Below are 18,286 nucleotides of genomic sequence, written 5' to 3' on the forward strand. Positions count from 1 at the left end.
TATGGGACCCTTTGCCATTTTTCTTATTGTCACTGGATTCATCATTTTGCTGCAATCGGCTATCCCTTATTTGCTCCGCAACACAGTAGTATTTGGTGTTACGGTTCCTGAAAGTCATACGGGCGATCCGACCCTTGCGCGCTTCAAGAAAATTTATACCGGGACGATCATAGTTGTAGGTCTCCTCTTGTCCGGTCTTTTTATCATGTGGATGTCAGCTAGCGATCATTCTGATGAACGGATTATTTTAACCGGCTTGGCCGTCCAATTTGGTATCCTTGTCCTGAATATGGTCCTCTATTTTTATTTTCATGTGAAGACGACGAAATTAAAACGGGAAAACGAATGGGGTGCCGGACTGAAACAAATTCGTGTTGCCGATCTTGCCATCCGCACGAAAGACGAAATGTTACCGTCCCCATTCTATATTTTGCCGATGGTCATCTCTCTTGGATTGATCGCCTATACGTTTACTCAGTATGCAGGAATGCCTGATTTGATCCCGACGCATTGGGGGCCGGATGGCCAGCCGGACGCGTTTACTTCCAAAACGCCATTTTCGGTCGTTTCCCTTCCTCTCATCTTATTGGTCATGCAAGCGATGATGTGGGGAATCCATTGGATGACGAAACGGTCGGGCATTAAAATAAGCGCCGTCCGGAACCGGACATCGGCAGTCCAGCAACTATCATTCCGTAAATATACGAGCTGGTTCTTATTTTTGACGACTTTATTAGTGACCATCTTACTCAGCTTCCTCCAATTGACGACCATCCATGAAGGTCTTGGCAATGCCGCGCTCATGCTGGCGGTGCCGCTTGGGTTCATGATGCTCGTTTTAGCCGGAACCGTTTTTTATGCTTTCAAGGTCGGGCAAGGCGGATCTCGGATCGAAGTGGCATTTGAGGATGAAGCCATGCCGGGAATCACAGACGTGGATGAGGACCGTTATTGGAAAGCGGGCGTCTTCTATGTTAATCGGAACGACCCATCCGTCTTCGTAGAAAAAAGATTTGGTGTCGGCTGGACGATGAACTTTGGGAATCCGCTCGGTTATGTAGTCATTTTCGTTCCGCTCCTGATCATTTTGCTCATCGCCTTCCTCCAGTAGACTCTTGCAGTTGTATCCGATTCAGGGTACAATTGCTTTTTCTTTTTGAATCCATAGAAAATTTATGGCTTCTCCGGAAAAATGGTATACTGATAGCATTGAAATAAAATTGGAGGAACGGATTGAATGGAATGGAAAAACATATATCGCGGATTCTTCATGGGAATCAGTGATTTAATTCCGGGAGTGAGCGGAGGGACGATCGCGTTCATTCTCGGTATTTATGACGACCTACTAGCGTCGATCAGCGGATTTTTCAGCCGCCATTGGAAAAAGCATATTGGATTTTTATTGCCGCTAGCAATCGGCATCGGGGCTGCTTTATTATCCTTAAGCAGGGTAATGGAATACTTGTTAAAAAATCACTATGCGCCGACCCAGTTCTTCTTCATCGGTTTGATTGTCGGAGTTTTGCCTTTCATCGCCAAAAAAGCTGACGTCAAGCGGAACTTCAAATTTGGCCACTTTCTCTTATTGTTACTCCTTGGAGCAGCATTGGCTTCCACCGCTTTCATCAAACCGGACGATGCGGCTCCGATCACCTCGCTAACTCCGTTGAATACGGTCGGCTTGTTCCTGGCCGGATGGGCAGGCAGTATGGCGATGCTGCTACCGGGAATTAGCGGTTCGTTCATCCTGTTATTGCTCGGAGTCTATTCGACGGCAATCGGAGCTTTGTCCAATTTGAATTTACCGATCATTGCAGTCATCGGTGCAGGGGTTATTGTAGGATTCATCGTCAGCAGTAAGGCGATCGCTTATTTGTTGGCCCATTATACGAATCTGACTTTTGCGAGCATTATCGGACTCATCCTCGGTTCGGTCTTTGTCGTTTATCCTGGCATTCCGGATAGTGGCACCCCTTTTGTGATGAGCGTGATTGCGTTGATCATGGGGCTGTTGGTCGCGACGATGTTCAGCTCCACTGATAAGAAATAACTGACAATCTTGGTGCCGGAGCATTCCTCTGGTGCCTTTTTGCTCTTCATTGTCCATCGTAGAAAATTTCTGGTATTGTAAACATAGGATTCACTAGAAAGGATGATTGAAATGACAGGACCTGCATTGAAGCAACTTCATTCCCATCGGGCTATTCACGATGGCGGACTTTCTGGCGCGACCGACAAAACGGAAGTCATGATGGATTTTTTAAGACAAGGCGATTTGAAATCTGCCAACGAAGCTGCCGACGAATTGATCGATTTTTGGATCACGCGTGTCATCAGCCACGCCGATGCGGAAGAGGAAGGCTTATACAAGGATATCGCAGAGCAGAATCCCAATTTGAAGGAAGCGATCATCCAATTGACCCGGGATCATGACTTGCTCCGCATTATAGTGAAAGATATTCAGGAACTTCGGGAACAGGAAGAGTTAAGCCCGAACGTTCTTCATAAATTCCACGCGCTCCTCGTGGTGAATGAAATACATAGCCGGGATGAAGAGCGGATGTTGTTGGAATAAAGAAAAAAGCACAGGGGCCCGAAGCCTTTGTTAAGAGGAGGTAGTTCCGATCCAAAAAGCGTTACAAGTGCTGACAACTTACTTCGGTTATCCCTCATTCCGGATCGGGCAAGAGCAAGTGATCGAAGGGGTATTGAATGGGGAAGATATGCTATGTGTCATGCCGACCGGAGGCGGAAAATCAATCTGTTACCAAGTGCCCGCCCTTGTCATGGAAGGGACTGTGCTCGTCATTTCGCCATTGATCTCCTTGATGAAAGATCAGGTGGATGCCCTTCATCAGGCGGGGATTCCGGCTGCTTATATCAATAGCACTCTGTCCTCCGAAGAGTATTTCGGGACGATGGAAAATGCGTTAGCCGGCATGTACAAGCTTCTTTATGTGGCGCCTGAACGATTGGATGCCCCATCGTTCATGAATCAGCTGCAGCAAATGTCCGTGCCGATGATAGCGATTGATGAAGCTCACTGTATCTCCCAATGGGGGCATGATTTCCGTCCGAGCTATCGGAATATTAGTCGTGTCGTTTCTTTATTTGATGAAAAGCCTGTGGTTCTTGCTTTGACGGCGACCGCCACTCCGGCTGTCCGGGAAGATATTTGCCAACAATTAGATATTGTAGATGAAAATTCGGTTATCACCGGTTTTGAGCGGAATAACCTCACTTTTTCGGTCATCAAAGGACAAGACCGGGACCAATATGTGAAAGAGTATGTTCGGAAAAATGAGGGGGAAGCCGGCATCATCTACGCCGCTACACGGAAAGCGGTGGAAAGTGTCCATGACCTTCTAAAGAGGAACGGCATTTCTGTTGCCAAATACCACGGTGGCCTTTCTGATCAGGAACGGCAATTGGAGCAGGACCGATTTTTGATGGATGAAGCGACCGTCATGGTGGCGACGAATGCTTTCGGCATGGGGATCGACAAAAGTAATATTAGGTATGTCATTCACTACCAGATGCCTCGAAATATGGAAAGCTATTATCAAGAGGCGGGGAGGGCCGGTCGGGATGGGCTCGACAGTGAATGCACCTTGCTGTTCTCTTCCCAAGATGTGCAGACGCAGCGGTTCCTGATTGATCAATCTTTGGACGAAAGTCGGATTCCGGGAGAGTTGGAGAAACTTCGGTCAATGGTCGACTACTGCCATACGGAAGCGTGTCTGCAAAAATTCATCATATCGTATTTTGGGGAAGAGGAAGTTACCGACTGCGGTCAATGCGCCAATTGCACTGACACGAGAGAAAGCAGTGACGTCACCGTCGATGTCCAAAAAGTGCTCTCCTGTGTCATCCGCATGGGGCAGCGATTCGGAAAAACGATGATTGCTCAAGTGTTGAAAGGATCCGCCAATAAAAAAGTCGTAGAATTCGGGTTTGATAAGTTGACGACCTATGGCTTGTTGAAGAGTTGGTCTGTGAAAGACATTTCCGCTTTCATCGAGTTCATCATCTCGGAAAATTATCTTGGCGTGGAGAACGGCCAATTTCCGACCATCTATGTGACCGATCAAGGAAAAGAAGTACTTCTCGGAAATGTAACCGTCACACGCAAAGTCTCGGTCATCACCAAACAGATTACAAAAGACGATCCGCTCTTCGAACAACTGCGGGCATTGCGGCGCGAGCTGGCACAAGAAGCGGGCGTACCGCCATTTGTCATCTTCTCGGACAAGTCCCTTCATGACATGGCAGCAAGAAAACCGCTTACGGCAGATGAATTCCTGGAAGTGAACGGAGTCGGTCAGACGAAATTGGAACGGTACGGAGACCAGTTTATGGAGGAAATCCGGAAGTTTACAGTGCAGAATGTATAACGTGATTTATTTGGCCCCCGGTGTTGGCAAAGTGATAGCCAGCCGACGGGGGCTTTTTTTGATTGGTAAACGTTTTTCTATGACTAGAGGCATTGTCGGACGGCTTCGAAATGTTCTTGCTAAACCTTGCAACGCTGCCGGCCGACCTCGCAACGTTTTTGCCGAGTTCCCAACGTTTCCCTTGAACCTCTAAACGAATTCATGACCTCCCAAGTTTAAGGTTCAGCTTCGGAATATTTTACCAAAACCTCGCAACGTTTTTGGACAAGTTCGAAACGTTCTTACCCATCCTCCCAACATATCCGTGACTGCTCAACGTTTAAGCCCAACTCCAAAACAATTTACTTTCACCTCGCAACGCTTCCAAGCTACCTCGAAACATTCTCGCCAACCTCCAAAACACTCACATCCAATCTCCAAACACTCCTCCAAAAATTTCGCCCCAACCCTCATTTAACCCAACTTCCTGCTAGTAATTGATTTTATTGCCAGAGAAGGATATAGTAGATTAGTAGGAATAGATGGGGGGCATTGGTAATGGCCAAATTATTGTATGTAAAAGTAAATCCAAAGGAGGATGGGAATTCGGATTCCTCCAAACTGGCAAACCATTTTTTACAGGAGTATCAAGTACATAACCCAGAAGATGAGATTGAAATCCTTGATTTGTACAAAGCGGATATTCCATTCCTGGATGTGGATGTCTTCCGAGCTTGGGGGAAGTTCGCGTCCAAAGAGAAGTTGACGCCGGTGGAGTTGGAAAAAAGCGAGCGGATGGATCAGTTGACTGATCAGTTCATGGCAGCGGACAAGGTAGTCTTTTCGGCTCCATTCTGGAATTTGAGCTTTCCACCGATGTTGAAAGCGTACATGGACACAATCTGCATCGTTGGCAAGACGTTCCATTACACAGCAGAAGGAGCGATGGGTCTTTTAGAGGACCGTCCTTGTCTCCTTATTGAAACGCGGGGTGGGTTTTATTCAGAAGGGCCGAATGCGGAGCTGGAGTTTTCCAAAAGCTATTTGCAGGCGATCATGTCATTCCTAGGAATCCATGATTTCCAGGCGGTCATCGCGGAAGGTCTCGATGTAAATTCTTCCAATCCTGACCAGATGCGGGCGGATTGCCGGGCGGAGTTAAGTGAATTGGCGAAAACATTTTAAAGAGAGCATGAAAAAACATCCTAGCGACCATATTGAACTGAGCCCCATATAATGGACAGTTTAAAAAAACGACGTTTTAATCTAGGCAGCTAAGAGATGACTTCGGTATTGTTCCGGAGTCATCTTTTTTAAATCCCATTGTTTGCGTGTGCAGTTGTAGTGACCCATATATTCATCTATCATTATTTTCAGCTCTAACAGACTGGATGCTTCCTTGTAGTCTACATCGTCCTTAAAATGACCAAAAAATGATTCGATAGGTGCGTTGTCCAAACAATTCCCCCTTCGGGACATGGACTGTGTGAGTTGCATTGCTTTCACACGTGCTTGGTATTCTGGGTGTGTATAGTGAAAACCTTGATCAGAATGAATCATTGCTTCTGGATGGACATTTCCGTCTAATGCTTCCTTAAGCTTACGTAAGGTTCGATATACAATACCCATACTTAAGCTTACTGAAAGTTCATAAGCGATTATTTCACGGCTAGCTATATCCTTTACACAGGAAAGATAAGCAGTTTGTCCAGTTTTCATTTGGAGATAAGTAATGTCTGTGACGAAGATTTTGCCTGGTTCATCTTGAGTGAATTGTCGATTCAAGTGGTTTGGCACCGTACGGTGTTCTTGAGTAGCCTGAGCTATATTTCTATAAGGATTTTTTCTTCGTATTTTGGTAAAGAGATTAAACTTACGCATTAAACGAAGGATCTTCTTATGATTCATAGGGGTCTCCAGTAATCCCTCTAGCGTCATATAGAGGCCTCGATAGCCGATTTTCCCTTTGAATGCATCATAAACACATTTAAGTAACAGGTAATCTTGATAGTCGTTTTCCTCGCGGACGGCATGACTCTCCGATTTTTCTAGCCATGCATAGTAACCACTTCGATGTACTTTTGCCACTCTGCACAGGTGCGCTGTGAATCCCTTTAATTGAAACTTGCGAATCACTTCATTAATAACCTGATATTTCTCAGCTGATGTCAGTATTACTTCTTCGCCTGCCTTTCTAGTTCTTCTAGCTTTTTTAACAACTCGACCTCAGCTTCAAGATATTTAATTCGTGCTTCAGCTTTTTCAAGTTTTTTCTCAGGAGATAATCCTTTAGTTGATGGACGTCCAGTACTTCCTTTTCCACGGCGTTCCTCAAAAAATCCCTCTTCACCGTGAAGCTTATAGGTTCTTCTCCAACGACTAAGAGATTCTTTAGCTTTCTTCGTACCAATCATTTCTAAGTCAAATCCATTTTCAATAAAAATTTGAGAAGGACCTTTACCGCCCTGATTCTCTTTGACAGCTAACAATTTGAATTCGGGATTGTATTGGATCGAACGATCAGAAACTGATTTCACATTAGGATTAGCTTCTAATATTCTACGTTGGTGTTCATTGAAGATTATTTTACTCATTGAAAACACTCCTGTCAGGATAGTCATTTTAGTATACTTAGGCTTTTAGACAGAAAAAACCCCAAATGGGGTCACTTTTTTAAAAGTGTCTACCATTTGGGGTTCAGTTCATATTGCGTCCTAGGATGTTTTTACGTTTCTACTGTACAGTGGAAAGCTTGCCTTTCATTCCGAATATCGTATAAAGGGCAACGGCTAGCAGAATGATTCCCGTCAGCATGAAACCTCCTTTGAAACTTAAATCCAAGTAGCCGATGACGCTGGAACCTGCCACGACCCCAATCGAAAAGAACGCATAGAAATAGCCATATGCTTTTCCCCGGAATTCCGCAGATGAGGAATCGATGAGCAAGGAATTGATCGATGGAAATAAAAAGGCGAAGCCGACGCCGTAACATGACATGGCGATGAAAAGAAGTGCCATGTCCTCGACCAAGCTAAGCAAAATCATGCTGATGCCCATGAGGGAAATACCGAATGCCAACGTAACCATGGGGCGCACTTTATCGAATATCCGATTGATAGGCAACAGGAAAATGAGAATCGCGACGACGCCGAAAGTGCTCAGCAACATCCCACTCATTTTCGAATCAAACCCAAGGAACTCTACTTTCAATGGAAGGATAAGCGCCAGGACGCCTTGAGAGAACATAAGGAAAAAGGCGCCCGCGAAAGCCCGGATCATCCCACGGTGCATAAACAATTGGCGGACCCGGAAATGCTTTCCCTTGCCAGTCGGTTGTTTCCGGACATGGCTGAATGAGCGAAGTGTGAAAAAGGCAAGAATCGCCAAGACAAGCATGATTCCACCGTTGATGGCCATAATGAAAGGTGTCCCCATTTTGGCACCTACAATACCACCATACGCAGGTCCGACAATGGCGGCCATCCCAACGAAAGCGCCTGAAATGGCAACACTCCGCCCTCTTTTGGATTCTTCCGCCCGATTGGCCAAAAACGTGAAAGCTGCCGGGACGATCAGCCCCTCCATGAAGCCATGAACAAATCGAATCCCTAATAAGGAAGTTGGATCGTATACGAAGGAATAGAGAAAAAGGGATAACCCCGACGCCAGAAGGCCGATCAATAAAATGAGAAAAGGTCCTCTCCGGTCCGTCATGAATCCTGAAATGACATTACCGATTGTATTGGAAAATGAATACATGCCAACCGCCAAGCCTGTTAAAAAAGAAGAGGCTCCGAGTGATAGAGCAAACGGACTCATGATGGGCAGCTGTGAAAACAGATCAAAAAATGAGAAGAATACAATGAAATAAACAAATATGCGCATTGGAAATAAATCCTCTTTTCATTCGAAATCACGTAGGACAAAGTAACTCCCTATCGTCTACTGTAGCACTTTTTCCGGTTTAGGTGGTAGAATTGATTGTGGAAATTGGTAACTATGAATAAGAAGGGGATGTGCCTTAATGAAAATCAGAATTGGAATTGCCGGGTATGGAAACTTGGGCCGTGGGGTCGAATCCGCCATCGGGCAAAACGAAGACATGGAATTGGTCGGGGTCTTCACAAGAAGGAAACCGGAAGACGTTCAACTGATAAATCAAACGGTTCCTGTCCATCCACTGGATGAAATTGAACGGTTTAAAGACGAAATCGATGTGCTGATTCTATGCGGCGGCTCGAAAAATGACTTGCCGGAACAAGGGCCTGCCCTTTCGGCGATCTTCAATACAGTGGACAGCTTCGATACACATGCTAAAATACCGGCATATTATGAAGCGGTAGACGCTTCTGCCAAACCGAACGGAAATACGGCGATCATTTCGGTCGGCTGGGATCCGGGTTTATTCTCGATCAACCGCCTGTTCGGAGAAGCGGTTTTGCCGGAAGGGGCCACTTATACATTTTGGGGAAAAGGGCTGAGCCAAGGGCACTCCGACGCGGTAAGACGAGTTGAAGGTGTCAAAGGAGGAGTCCAGTATACGCTTCCTGCTTCGGAAGCTATCGAGCGGGTGCGCAGCGGATCGTTGCCTGAGTTGACAACACGCGAGAAGCATACGCGGGAATGCTACGTTGTCCTGGACGAAGGGGCCGATGCAGAAAAGGTGAAACAAGAGATCGTCACGATGCCGGACTACTTCGCCGATTACGATACAACGGTCCATTTCATTTCGGAAGAAGAGTTGAAACGGGATCACTCGGCGATGCCGCACGGCGGTTTCGTCATCCGGTCGGGGAAAACGGGCGAAGGCAATTCGCAAGTGATGGAATATGCGCTGACTCTTGACAGCAATCCCGAATTCACATCGAGCGTCCTCGTTGCCTACGCACGAGCAGCTTACCGCTTAAATCAAAACGGCGAAAGTGGAGCGAAAACCGTCTTCGACATCGCACCGGGACTTCTATCGCCGAAATCGCCGGCGGATTTGCGAAAAGAGCTATTGTAATACTTTGTGGAAAGAACCGCGAGCAGCGGTTCTTTTTTGTTTGGTATTGGGAATGGCGGGGTGTTGTGAGGTTCGAGGAATTCGTTTTGAAGTTATGTGGGGACGTTTCGTAGTTGGGGGAAACTGTTTTGAAGTTTGACAAAAATGTTTGAAGGATTTGGAGAAGTGTTTCGAGGTTTGGTGGATACGTTGTAAGGTGGAAGGAACGTTACGAGGTTCGAGGAAATCGTAATGAAGTTCGAAGGAAATGTTTGTAGGTTGGGGAGAAACGTTTTGAAGTACGACGAAAATATTTGGAGGCTTAATAAAAATATTTTGAGCTTGGAAAAGGGCGTTTCGAAGTTCATTGTAAATATTTGAAGGTATGAGAATAACGTTTCAAAGTACGTCGGGAATGTTGTGAGACGGGAAGAAAAGGAAAAAAGCGCCGGGATTATACAAAATACCATCGCACAGGCCTAGTCCGTACTGTTGTTCATTCACCCCTCATCCTAACTTCATATTATTTTGAATACGATTGGAATTGGAATATACTACTCGTATGTGATGAAGAGGAGGTCGATCGAGTTGACGAAGCTAGATGAGACATTGCAAATGCTGAAGGAACTGACAGATGCAAAAGGGATCGCGGGGAATGAACGGGAGCCGCGGGATGTAATGAAGAAGTATATTGAGCCGTTTGCGGATTCTATTGAACAGGATGGGATTGGGTCCCTGATCGCTCAAAAGGCGGGGGATGCGAATGGGCCGAAGATCATGGTGGCGGGCCATTTGGATGAGGTCGGCTTCATGGTTACGAAAATTGATGATAAAGGGTTCATTTCATTCCAAACGGTGGGCGGCTGGTGGTCGCAAGTGATGCTTGCCCAACGCGTGACGATTGTGACGCGCAAAGGGGAGACGGTGACAGGCGTCATCGGATCGAAGCCGCCGCATATCCTTTCTCCCGAAGCGCGGAAAAAGCCGGTGGACATCAAAGATATGTTCATCGATGTTGGAGCCGCTTCAAAGGACGAAGTGACGGAATGGGGCATCGCGCCGGGCGATATGATTGTTCCATATTTTGAATTCACCGTCATGAATAATGATAAATATCTTTTGGCGAAAGCGTGGGACAACCGGATTGGCTGTGCGATCGCCATCGACGTCTTGAAAGGGCTAAAAGATGCCGGTCATCCGAACATTGTCTACGGCGTTGGAGCGGTTCAGGAAGAAGTCGGATTGCGTGGCGCGCGGACTGCTGCTGCAAAAATCCAGCCGGATATCGGATTTGCGGTCGATGTCGGCATTGCCGGGGATACGCCTGGGGTCAGTCCGAAAGAAGCGGAAGGGAAGATGGGGGAAGGCCCGCAAATTCTGTTGTATGACGCATCGATGGTGTCGCATACTGCATTGCGGAATTTTATCGTCGATACGGCGGAAGAGCATGGAATCCCGTATCAATTTGAAACGATGCCAGGCGGAGGCACCGACGCCGGTTCCATCCATCTCTCTGGAAAAGGAGTCCCCACTCTTGCTGTCTGCATCCCGACTCGTTATATCCATTCCCATGCGGCCATGTTGCACCGCGATGACTATGAAAACACAGTTAAATTACTGATTGAAGTGATTAAAAAATTAGATCGGGACACAGTCGATCGGATTACTTTCAATTAATTCAAAACCTATCCACCTTGATGATTGGGCTGGATAGGTTTTTTGTTTGAAACAAGTAGTGTAGTGGTAGGAGAGTAGGGAGGAACTTTCCGTTAAAGCGCGTATTTGAACACTCGCTGAATAAAATAAAAATTATAAAGATGCACTTGACTTTATATTTATGCACCCATATAATTGTGTTACAAATTGAAACAACGACTGGGGATGACAAGCATGGTGAAGATAGATTTGGAAGACTCGAAAATTGCTGAGAATTTAAAAGGGAGAGACTTATTGACGCTCCTTGATTATACAAGCGAAGAAGTGGCGTATCTATTGGAATATGCCATCAATATGAAAAAAGAATACAATGCGGGCAATATGCCGCGCCTTTTGGAAGGGAAAACGCTCGGCATGATTTTTGAAAAACATTCGACGCGTACCCGGATTTCATTCGAAGTCGGCATGATTCAACTGGGCGGGTACGGCATGTTCATGAACGCGCGTGACTTGCAGATCGGCCGGGGAGAATCTGTTTACGATACAGGGAATGTGATGTCTGAATACTTGGACGGCATTATGATCCGTGCAAACTCCCATGAGATGGTGAAGGAATTGGCGAAGCATACGACAATCCCCGTCATCAATGGGTTGACGGATATTTTCCATCCATGCCAGGCGTTGGCGGATCTATTGACAGTCAAAGAAGTGAAAGGGAAAGTGGAAGGGCTGAAACTTGCTTACGTTGGCGACGGCAATAACGTAGCCCACTCGCTCATCATCGCGGGGGCGCATATGGGAATGCATTTGGCGGTTGCTACGCCGGAAGGGTTCGAGTATGACCCGGACATCTTCGTCCAAGCGCAAAAAATCGCCGAGCAAAATGGCGGATCTGTCATGCAGACATATGATCCGGTCGAAGCGGCAGCGGATGCGGATGTTCTGTATACGGACGTCTGGACCAGCATGGGGCAAGAGGAAGAAGCGGCAGCCCGTTTGGAAGCTTTTAAAGATTTTCAAATCAATGACGCGCTCGTCGCCCATGCAAAAGAGGACTATATGTTCCTTCATTGCCTTCCGGCGCATCGGGAAGAAGAAGTGTCCACATCTGTCATTGACGGACCGAATTCCTATGTATTCCAGCAAGCGGGCAATCGTCTGCATGCTCAAAAAGCAGTGTTAGCAAACCTATTATAATAATTAATCGCCCAGCGCCGAAAATGGCTGGGCGATTTTTGATTCGACATACATGAAAAAGCCGCCTGGATAAGTGCGGCTTTTTCGTTGCCAAGAAATTATGAAATCCGGGTCTATAGATAGCTTTCCAATTGGGTGTGTTCACGGCTAGGCTCCGGGCGCCAGCCCCTCGAGTCGCTTCGGTCATGCCAAATGGGATGTGCCTTAATTTCCGCAAATTGCACGGAAATACGGCAAATCAAGCCCTTCGCTGCTTGACTGGCAAAAAGCGCCTTTCCGGCATGCCCTCCGACGTACAGGATGTACTAGTGCCGACGTTGCCGCAGGACGCGGCGGTTTCAAGTCGGCCAGCACTTGTCGGGGCTGAGCAGGCGCCCTGCGCTTTTGTCCTCAGCTTCCGGTAAAGGCTTGGGCCAGTTCGGTCGTAATTTTTGCTTTTTCCTGTTCGTCCGATCGATTCCACAACTTTTCAAAAAATACCCCGAGACCTGGCAATAAATGCTCTTCGCCACGTTGCATTGCGTCTTCGACAACATTGCGAATATCAGTGGCACTATTGTTTGTCATATTCGCAGAAATTGCATCACGGATTTGAAAATTCATTTTATCAACCTCCTACCGTTATGTTGTACACAATGATCGCCAACTATACCGTCTTTTGATACACTAAAAGAAAAAGGCGGTACTATTTACATGAAACGCATAGAATCCACCCAGAACTCCCTTGTGAAATATTGGAAGAAACTTGTAACAACCCGAAAAGAGCGTGATAAATCGGGCGAGTTTCTCGTCGAAGGGTTTCACTTGGCAGAAGAGGCATTACGAAAAGAAGGGACCGTGCTGCACCTTATCGTACGGGAAGATGTGGAGCTGCCCGCGAGCTGGGATGTAAACCAGATTCAACTCATTGAAATTACAAAAGCAGTCGCCAATGAAATTGCGGAGACGGAGCAGTCGCAAGGTGTCTATGCCCATTGTCGCCAACCCGAGGTACGTATGGATGAAAAAGACGCGTGGGACAAGTTTTTGTTTGTGGATGCAGTTCAAGATCCGGGAAATATCGGAACTATTCTACGAACAGCGGACGCTGCCGGCATAGATGCGGTCATTTTAGGGAAAGGGGCGGCGGATCCTTACAATCCAAAAACAGTGCGATCGGCTCAAGGCTCCCATTTTCACATCCCCATCATTCGAGAGGATTTGCATGATTGGATTTCCTATGCAAAAAATCGCGGTATTCCGGTCATTGGAACGGGATTGGAAAATGCCAACGAACATTATCAGTTGGGGGCGCTGCCCGCCTTTTGCCTGTTGGTCGGCAATGAAGGAAGCGGTGTGAATCCGGAATTTTTGAAAGAGGCGGATGAGATTGTTAAAATTCCGCTGTACGGCCAAGCAGAATCCTTAAACGTGGCGGTTGCTACTGGAATTTTATTATATACCGTTGGCAGACGGTAAAAAAAGCGGGCAGTCCTTTACTAGGATTGTCCTTTTTATTTGATTGACAGGGGATTTTCTCTGGAATCTATTTCTGTAATGAACATAGATAATAATCTGATTTTACTGAAAAATAATTGACAAAAGTGCGAACGATTTATATAATCTAAATAAACTGACTAGTTAGTTGTTTTTTACTGGATTTTATAATGTACTGCAAAAGAGGGAATAAAATGAACGGAACAGACACAGGGGAATACATCGTAGAGACTTCCATCAAAAATCCGGAACGGGTTGAGAAGAGAAGAGCTGAAATTATCGATGCAGCTGTAAAGATTTTTTCAAAAAAGGGTTATCATCCAACAACAACGAAGGAAATAGCGGATGCTGCCGGGATGAATGTGGCGACAATGTTTCAATATGTAAAAAACAAGCAGGATATTTTGTATCTTGTGTGCTGCCATATTCATTCATTGATTGAACAAGCTTTATATGCCGCTACAGAAGAGAACCTTGATCCTATGAAAGCGATTGAGAAAGACGTTACCGCTCTGTATGAGATTATTGATCACGTTTCGGATTATGTCGTCTTGATGTATCAAGAAACAGCATCCTTAGATAAAGAGGCAAGAAGATCGTTCCTTCAAAGAGAACAAAGGCTTTGTGATCATCTTGAAAAACAAATTCAAAGGGGAATCAAATCAGGTGTTTTCAAGGTTTCACAGGAATCAATACCTTTAATAGCAGATGATATTCTCGTCCAATCACAAATGTGGGCCTTCAGAAGATGGTCATTATCAAAAAAATTTACCAAAGAAAAATATATAGAGACGAGAATCAAACTACTAGAAGCTCTTTTAACGTAAAGAGTTTTCTTATACACATTTCCCAACTGACTAGTTGGTTTTATTTTAAAATTGAAGGGGAGAAATGGCATGATGAAACTAATGAATGGAATGGAGTATGTTGAAAGTTTAAGAGAGTATAATCCTGACATACAGGTGAAGGGAAAAAAGGTGACAAGCGTAGCGGATGAGCCATTATTCAAACCGGGAATTAATGCGGTAGCCGTAACGTATGAGTTGGCGCATGTCGAGAAACACAAAGATATCATGCTTGCAACGTTACCGGATGGAACAGAGGTTAACCGTATGAATGCACTGGATTTTAGCAAAGATGATTTAATCAAAAAACTGGAAGCGACACGATTAATCTGTAAATGGACAGGATGCGGACAGCGGTATCTTATGCATGACGCCCTAGGTGCACTAGCTGAAATTACCGCGATGATGGATGCGGACAAGAAAACGGATTATTTTCCTGTTTTACAAGGTTATCTTGATCATGTTCAAAAATATGATTTAACTTGTGGAACGGCTGTTACAGATCCAAAAGGAGACCGTAGCAAACGGCCTCATCAGCAAGAAAATCCGGATTTATATGTACGCGTTGTCGAAAAAAATCATAAAGGTATTGTCGTGAGGGGGGCAAAAGCGAACATCACTGGGGCGCCTTATATGCATGAATTTATCGTACTACCAACCCGTGCTATGACAAAAGAAGATGTGGAGTATGCCGTATCTTTTGCTGTACCTGTTGATGCACCGGGGTTGAAAATGATTGCTAAACCAGCGGGAAGACCAGATGACGCAGAAGCACCATTTAGTTCAAATTACGGTCAATCAACGGCACTTGTTATTTTTAATGATGTGTTCGTTCCATGGGATAGAGTTTTCTTATGCGGCGAATGGGAATACACTGGTAAATTAGCGGAAGCCTTCGCAAATCATCATCGTCAATCTTGTATTGGAGCTCGTGCTGGACTGGGAGATATGATTATTGGCGCTTCTGCGTTAATGTCAGAGTATAATGGTGCACCCCATACTGAAGTCAGCCACATTCGTCGAAGCATGGGCGAACTGATTCGCATTACGGAAGGATTTTATGCAACGGGGGTAGCGGCTGCTGTTTATGGTCATGAAACGGTGGCGGGAAATTATGTACCCGACTCGGTTCAATCCAATATCGGTAAATGGATGTTAGCTGAACAAGTGTATGATATTTTCAGAATCGCACATGAGATCAGTGGCGGAATCGTCGTGACAGCACCAACTGCTGAGGATATGGCGCTGCCAGAGTCGGGCGATTTAATTAACCACTATTTAGGTGGAAAGCACGGAGTTACAGCAAATGAACGGATTCAAATGGCACGCTTCATTGAAGATTTAACGGCCTCTAAAGAAGGTGGATTCTATTCTGTTATCAGTCTTCATGGCGGGGGCTCCCCAGAGGCGATGCGCATGTCTACCGTCCGCAATTATAATTTTGAGACGCAAAAGGAGCATATTCTTCATAAGTTGAAGTGTTTTGCAAAGTTGGAAGGAACGTGTAAAGAATGCGTTACCTGTGTAAATGACGAGCTTTGTGAACAGGAAATTTGAGTGAGTATTTTTTAGGACTAAGGTGTATGAATAAATAAAGTGTTTTGGTTAAGGGGGAAAACGATATGCTGAGCAAAGAAAACACGGTTTTTGTCCTAGTTGATGTACAGGGAAAATTAGCAAAGATTGTACAAGACAGTGAAAAGATGATACTAGGTCTTAAAAACCTAATTCAAGGGCTGCGTATATTAGAAATTCCAATTGTCTGGCTCGAACAGTATCCAGAAGGCTTGGGGCCGACGAATGAGGAATTAATTGAGCATTTGCATGGATTAGAACCAATTCGCAAAATCACTTTTGATGCTTGTAAAAATCCTGATTTTATTGAGGCGATGGAAATGACAGGAAGGAAGCAGGTACTAGTTGCGGGAATTGAAACGCATATTTGTGTTTTTCAAACGGCTACGGGCTTAATGGAGTTGGGATATGAGGTACAAGTTGTGGCCGACGCTGTTTCTTCCCGTACCACTTTAAATAAAGAGATCGGGCTTGAAAAAATGAAATCATTAGGCATTCACTGGACTAGTGTCGAGATGTCGTTGTATGAACTCATGGAAACAGCGGAAGGTGAGCAGTTTAAACAAATTTTAAAATTACTTAAGTAACGTCCGATTCATCTAATAATTAAAACAGCCTAAGTGTACTTGGTTAATGTATATTAATATTTGAAGCAACAGGACTTACTGGTTTACTTACGAGCGATAGCTTGCCGAATAATTTTAAATCCTGTATACTACTTGCATAATGTATGATAAAAGCGATGATCGGGAAAAGTAGACATCTCACGAACCAACAGGAAACCAAGGCCATGACTGAGAGCTTTGGCAGGAAAGTGGTTGTCGAAGTTCACCCCGCGAGCTGCCGCCAGGACCAGCCAAGGCTGTAAAGGTGTGTCGGTGAAGGACCGTTAATCCAGAATGAAGTGATTATGCACAATTGCGTAATAATCAGGGTGGTACCGCGAACTCGTCCTCGTCCCTATTTTAGGGGCGGGGATTTTTTAATTTGATTGGGTGGGTTTTCAACACCCACCCAATCAAATTAAAGCCTCCGGCGGATGCCACAGACTTTGAAAGGAATTAATTGAGCAAGCTCAATTCAAAATCTGGGCGCCAATACGCCGAGGCGCATTTGATTTAAGTAAAGGAGAATTCGTATGGAACAACAATTGAATGAATTGAAAGAACAGGCGCTCGCGAAAATCAACGAAGCGACGACTCCGAAAGAATTGAATGACGTTCGTGTCGCGTATCTTGGGAAGAAAGGGCCGATCACCGACCTGTTGAAAGGGATGGGGAAATTGCCTGCCAAGGAACGCCCGAAAATGGGAGCGTTGGTCAATGTCGTACGGGAAACCGTTACCGAGGTTTTGGAAGAGCGAATGGTGGTCCTCGAGGAGCAGGCGATCAATGAGCAGCTGGCGAAAGAAGCGATCGATATCACTTTGCCCGGCCGGCCGATCCGAACCGGAAATCACCACCCGCTCACTCGGGTTGTGGAGGAAATCGAAGACTTTTTCATCAGTATGGGCTATGAAATCGCTGAGGGCCCCGAAGTGGAAAAAGATTATTATAACTTCGAGGCATTGAATTTGCCGAAAGGGCATCCAGCTCGGGATATGCAGGATTCATTCTATATTTCCGAAGAAGTCTTACTTCGCACGCATACTTCGCCAGTTCAAGCGCGGACGATGGAGGCGAAAGAAGGTGCTGCTATTAAAATTATCTGCCCAGGGAAAGTGTATCGCCGCGATAATGATGACGCGACACATTCACATCAATTCACGCAAATCGAAGGCTTGGTCGTTGGTGAGAATATCCGCATGAGCGATTTGAAAGGGACACTGGATTTATTTGCAAAGAAAATGTTCGGTGCCGATCGGGAAATCCGTCTGCGTCCAAGTTTCTTCCCGTTCACGGAGCCGTCTGTTGAAATGGACATTTCCTGCTTCAAATGTGGCGGAGCCGGTTGTAACGTATGTAAAAAAACAGGCTGGATTGAGATTCTTGGTGCCGGAATGGTACACCCGAATGTGTTGAAAATGGCAGGTTATGACCCGACTGTCGTTTCGGGGTTTGCATTCGGAATGGGGCCTGAGCGGATTGCAATGTTGAAATATGGTGTGGAAGATATCCGTCATTTCTATACGAATGACGTGCGGTTCGTTTCGCAATTCCACCGGACGGAAGCGTAAGGAG

16 protein-coding genes and 1 other annotated feature are annotated in these 18,286 nt (G+C 45.6%); of the genes, 13 read left to right on the forward strand and 3 right to left on the reverse strand.

Features of this window, described 5'->3' with window-relative positions:
• Nucleotide 1 precedes the first annotated feature (1 nt).
• From MKY41_RS01385 to MKY41_RS01405, 5 genes are all read left to right on the forward strand, one after another.
• Nucleotides 2-1,111 carry a DUF1648 domain-containing protein gene (locus tag MKY41_RS01385; protein ID WP_340743346.1) on the forward strand — a complete coding sequence of 370 codons (1,110 nt, stop codon included), beginning with the start codon at nt 2-4 and terminating at the stop codon, nt 1,109-1,111.
• Nucleotides 1,112-1,237: 126 nt separating this feature from the next.
• A complete protein-coding gene (locus tag MKY41_RS01390) occupies nt 1,238-2,050 on the forward strand; it encodes a DUF368 domain-containing protein (RefSeq protein ID WP_340743347.1) in 813 nt (270 codons plus the stop codon).
• A gap of 111 nt (nt 2,051-2,161) precedes the next feature.
• Complete coding sequence (locus MKY41_RS01395) at nt 2,162-2,575, forward strand: hemerythrin domain-containing protein (RefSeq protein WP_340743348.1); 414 nt, start codon at nt 2,162-2,164, stop codon at nt 2,573-2,575.
• 67 nt (nt 2,576-2,642) lie between these two features.
• Nucleotides 2,643-4,394, forward strand: a complete 1,752-nt coding sequence (recQ, locus tag MKY41_RS01400) for a DNA helicase RecQ (RefSeq protein WP_445683295.1) — start codon at nt 2,643-2,645, stop codon at nt 4,392-4,394.
• Nucleotides 4,395-4,931: 537 nt separating this feature from the next.
• Complete coding sequence (locus MKY41_RS01405; protein WP_340743349.1) at nt 4,932-5,558, forward strand: FMN-dependent NADH-azoreductase; 627 nt, start codon at nt 4,932-4,934, stop codon at nt 5,556-5,558.
• An 81-nt stretch (nt 5,559-5,639) separates the two neighbouring features.
• Here MKY41_RS01405 and MKY41_RS01410 read toward each other — a convergent pair.
• Nucleotides 5,640-6,967 (reverse strand): IS3 family transposase gene (locus MKY41_RS01410; protein ID WP_340743350.1). Its coding sequence is split into 2 segments (ribosomal slippage): nt 5,640-6,589 and nt 6,589-6,967, totalling 1,329 coding nucleotides; the frame shifts between segments, so codons are not numbered across the junction.
• Between the two features lie 139 nt (nt 6,968-7,106).
• The gene (locus tag MKY41_RS01415) at nt 7,107-8,258 is read right to left on the reverse strand and encodes an MFS transporter (protein WP_340743351.1); all 1,152 of its coding nucleotides are present in this window, start codon (nt 8,256-8,258) and stop codon (nt 7,107-7,109) included.
• A 139-nt stretch (nt 8,259-8,397) separates the two neighbouring features.
• Here MKY41_RS01415 and MKY41_RS01420 point away from each other — a divergent pair, with 139 nt between their 5' ends.
• The 3 genes from MKY41_RS01420 to argF all read left to right on the forward strand — a co-directional run bounded on the left by MKY41_RS01420 (nt 8,398) and on the right by argF (nt 12,210).
• On the forward strand, nt 8,398-9,378 hold the full coding sequence (locus MKY41_RS01420) for a diaminopimelate dehydrogenase (RefSeq protein ID WP_340743352.1): 981 nt from the start codon (nt 8,398-8,400) through the stop codon (nt 9,376-9,378).
• A 567-nt stretch (nt 9,379-9,945) separates the two neighbouring features.
• On the forward strand, nt 9,946-11,034 hold the full coding sequence (locus tag MKY41_RS01425) for a M42 family metallopeptidase (RefSeq protein ID WP_340743353.1): 1,089 nt from the start codon (nt 9,946-9,948) through the stop codon (nt 11,032-11,034).
• 213 nt (nt 11,035-11,247) lie between these two features.
• Complete coding sequence (gene argF / locus MKY41_RS01430) at nt 11,248-12,210, forward strand: ornithine carbamoyltransferase (RefSeq protein ID WP_340743354.1); 963 nt, start codon at nt 11,248-11,250, stop codon at nt 12,208-12,210.
• Between the two features lie 390 nt (nt 12,211-12,600).
• On the opposite strand, the gene sspI is transcribed toward argF, so the two are convergent.
• A complete protein-coding gene (gene sspI / locus MKY41_RS01435) occupies nt 12,601-12,813 on the reverse strand; it encodes a small acid-soluble spore protein SspI (RefSeq protein WP_340743355.1) in 213 nt (70 codons plus the stop codon).
• A gap of 90 nt (nt 12,814-12,903) precedes the next feature.
• On the opposite strand from sspI, the gene MKY41_RS01440 reads away from it, so the two are divergent.
• The 5 genes from MKY41_RS01440 (at nt 12,904) to pheS (ending at nt 18,282) form a co-directional block, all read left to right on the forward strand.
• Nucleotides 12,904-13,668 carry a TrmH family RNA methyltransferase gene (locus tag MKY41_RS01440; RefSeq protein WP_340743356.1) on the forward strand — a complete coding sequence of 255 codons (765 nt, stop codon included), beginning with the start codon at nt 12,904-12,906 and terminating at the stop codon, nt 13,666-13,668.
• Between the two features lie 212 nt (nt 13,669-13,880).
• The gene (locus tag MKY41_RS01445; protein ID WP_340743357.1) at nt 13,881-14,513 is read left to right on the forward strand and encodes a TetR/AcrR family transcriptional regulator; all 633 of its coding nucleotides are present in this window, start codon (nt 13,881-13,883) and stop codon (nt 14,511-14,513) included.
• Between the two features lie 69 nt (nt 14,514-14,582).
• Entirely contained in the window at nt 14,583-16,088 is a 1,506-nt protein-coding gene (locus tag MKY41_RS01450; protein ID WP_340743358.1) for a 4-hydroxyphenylacetate 3-hydroxylase family protein, read from the forward strand.
• Between the two features lie 65 nt (nt 16,089-16,153).
• Nucleotides 16,154-16,693: a hydrolase gene (locus MKY41_RS01455; RefSeq protein WP_041075452.1), complete on the forward strand. Its 540-nt coding sequence runs from the start codon at nt 16,154-16,156 to the stop codon at nt 16,691-16,693.
• A gap of 146 nt (nt 16,694-16,839) precedes the next feature.
• Nucleotides 16,840-17,071: a binding site (T-box leader), on the forward strand.
• Nucleotides 17,072-17,244: 173 nt separating this feature from the next.
• The gene (gene pheS / locus MKY41_RS01460; RefSeq protein ID WP_340743359.1) at nt 17,245-18,282 is read left to right on the forward strand and encodes a phenylalanine--tRNA ligase subunit alpha; all 1,038 of its coding nucleotides are present in this window, start codon (nt 17,245-17,247) and stop codon (nt 18,280-18,282) included.
• The last annotated feature ends 4 nt before the right edge of the window (nt 18,283-18,286 follow it).

It is taken from the genome of Sporosarcina sp. FSL W7-1349 (assembly GCF_038003045.1).
Classification (GTDB): domain Bacteria; phylum Bacillota; class Bacilli; order Bacillales_A; family Planococcaceae; genus Sporosarcina.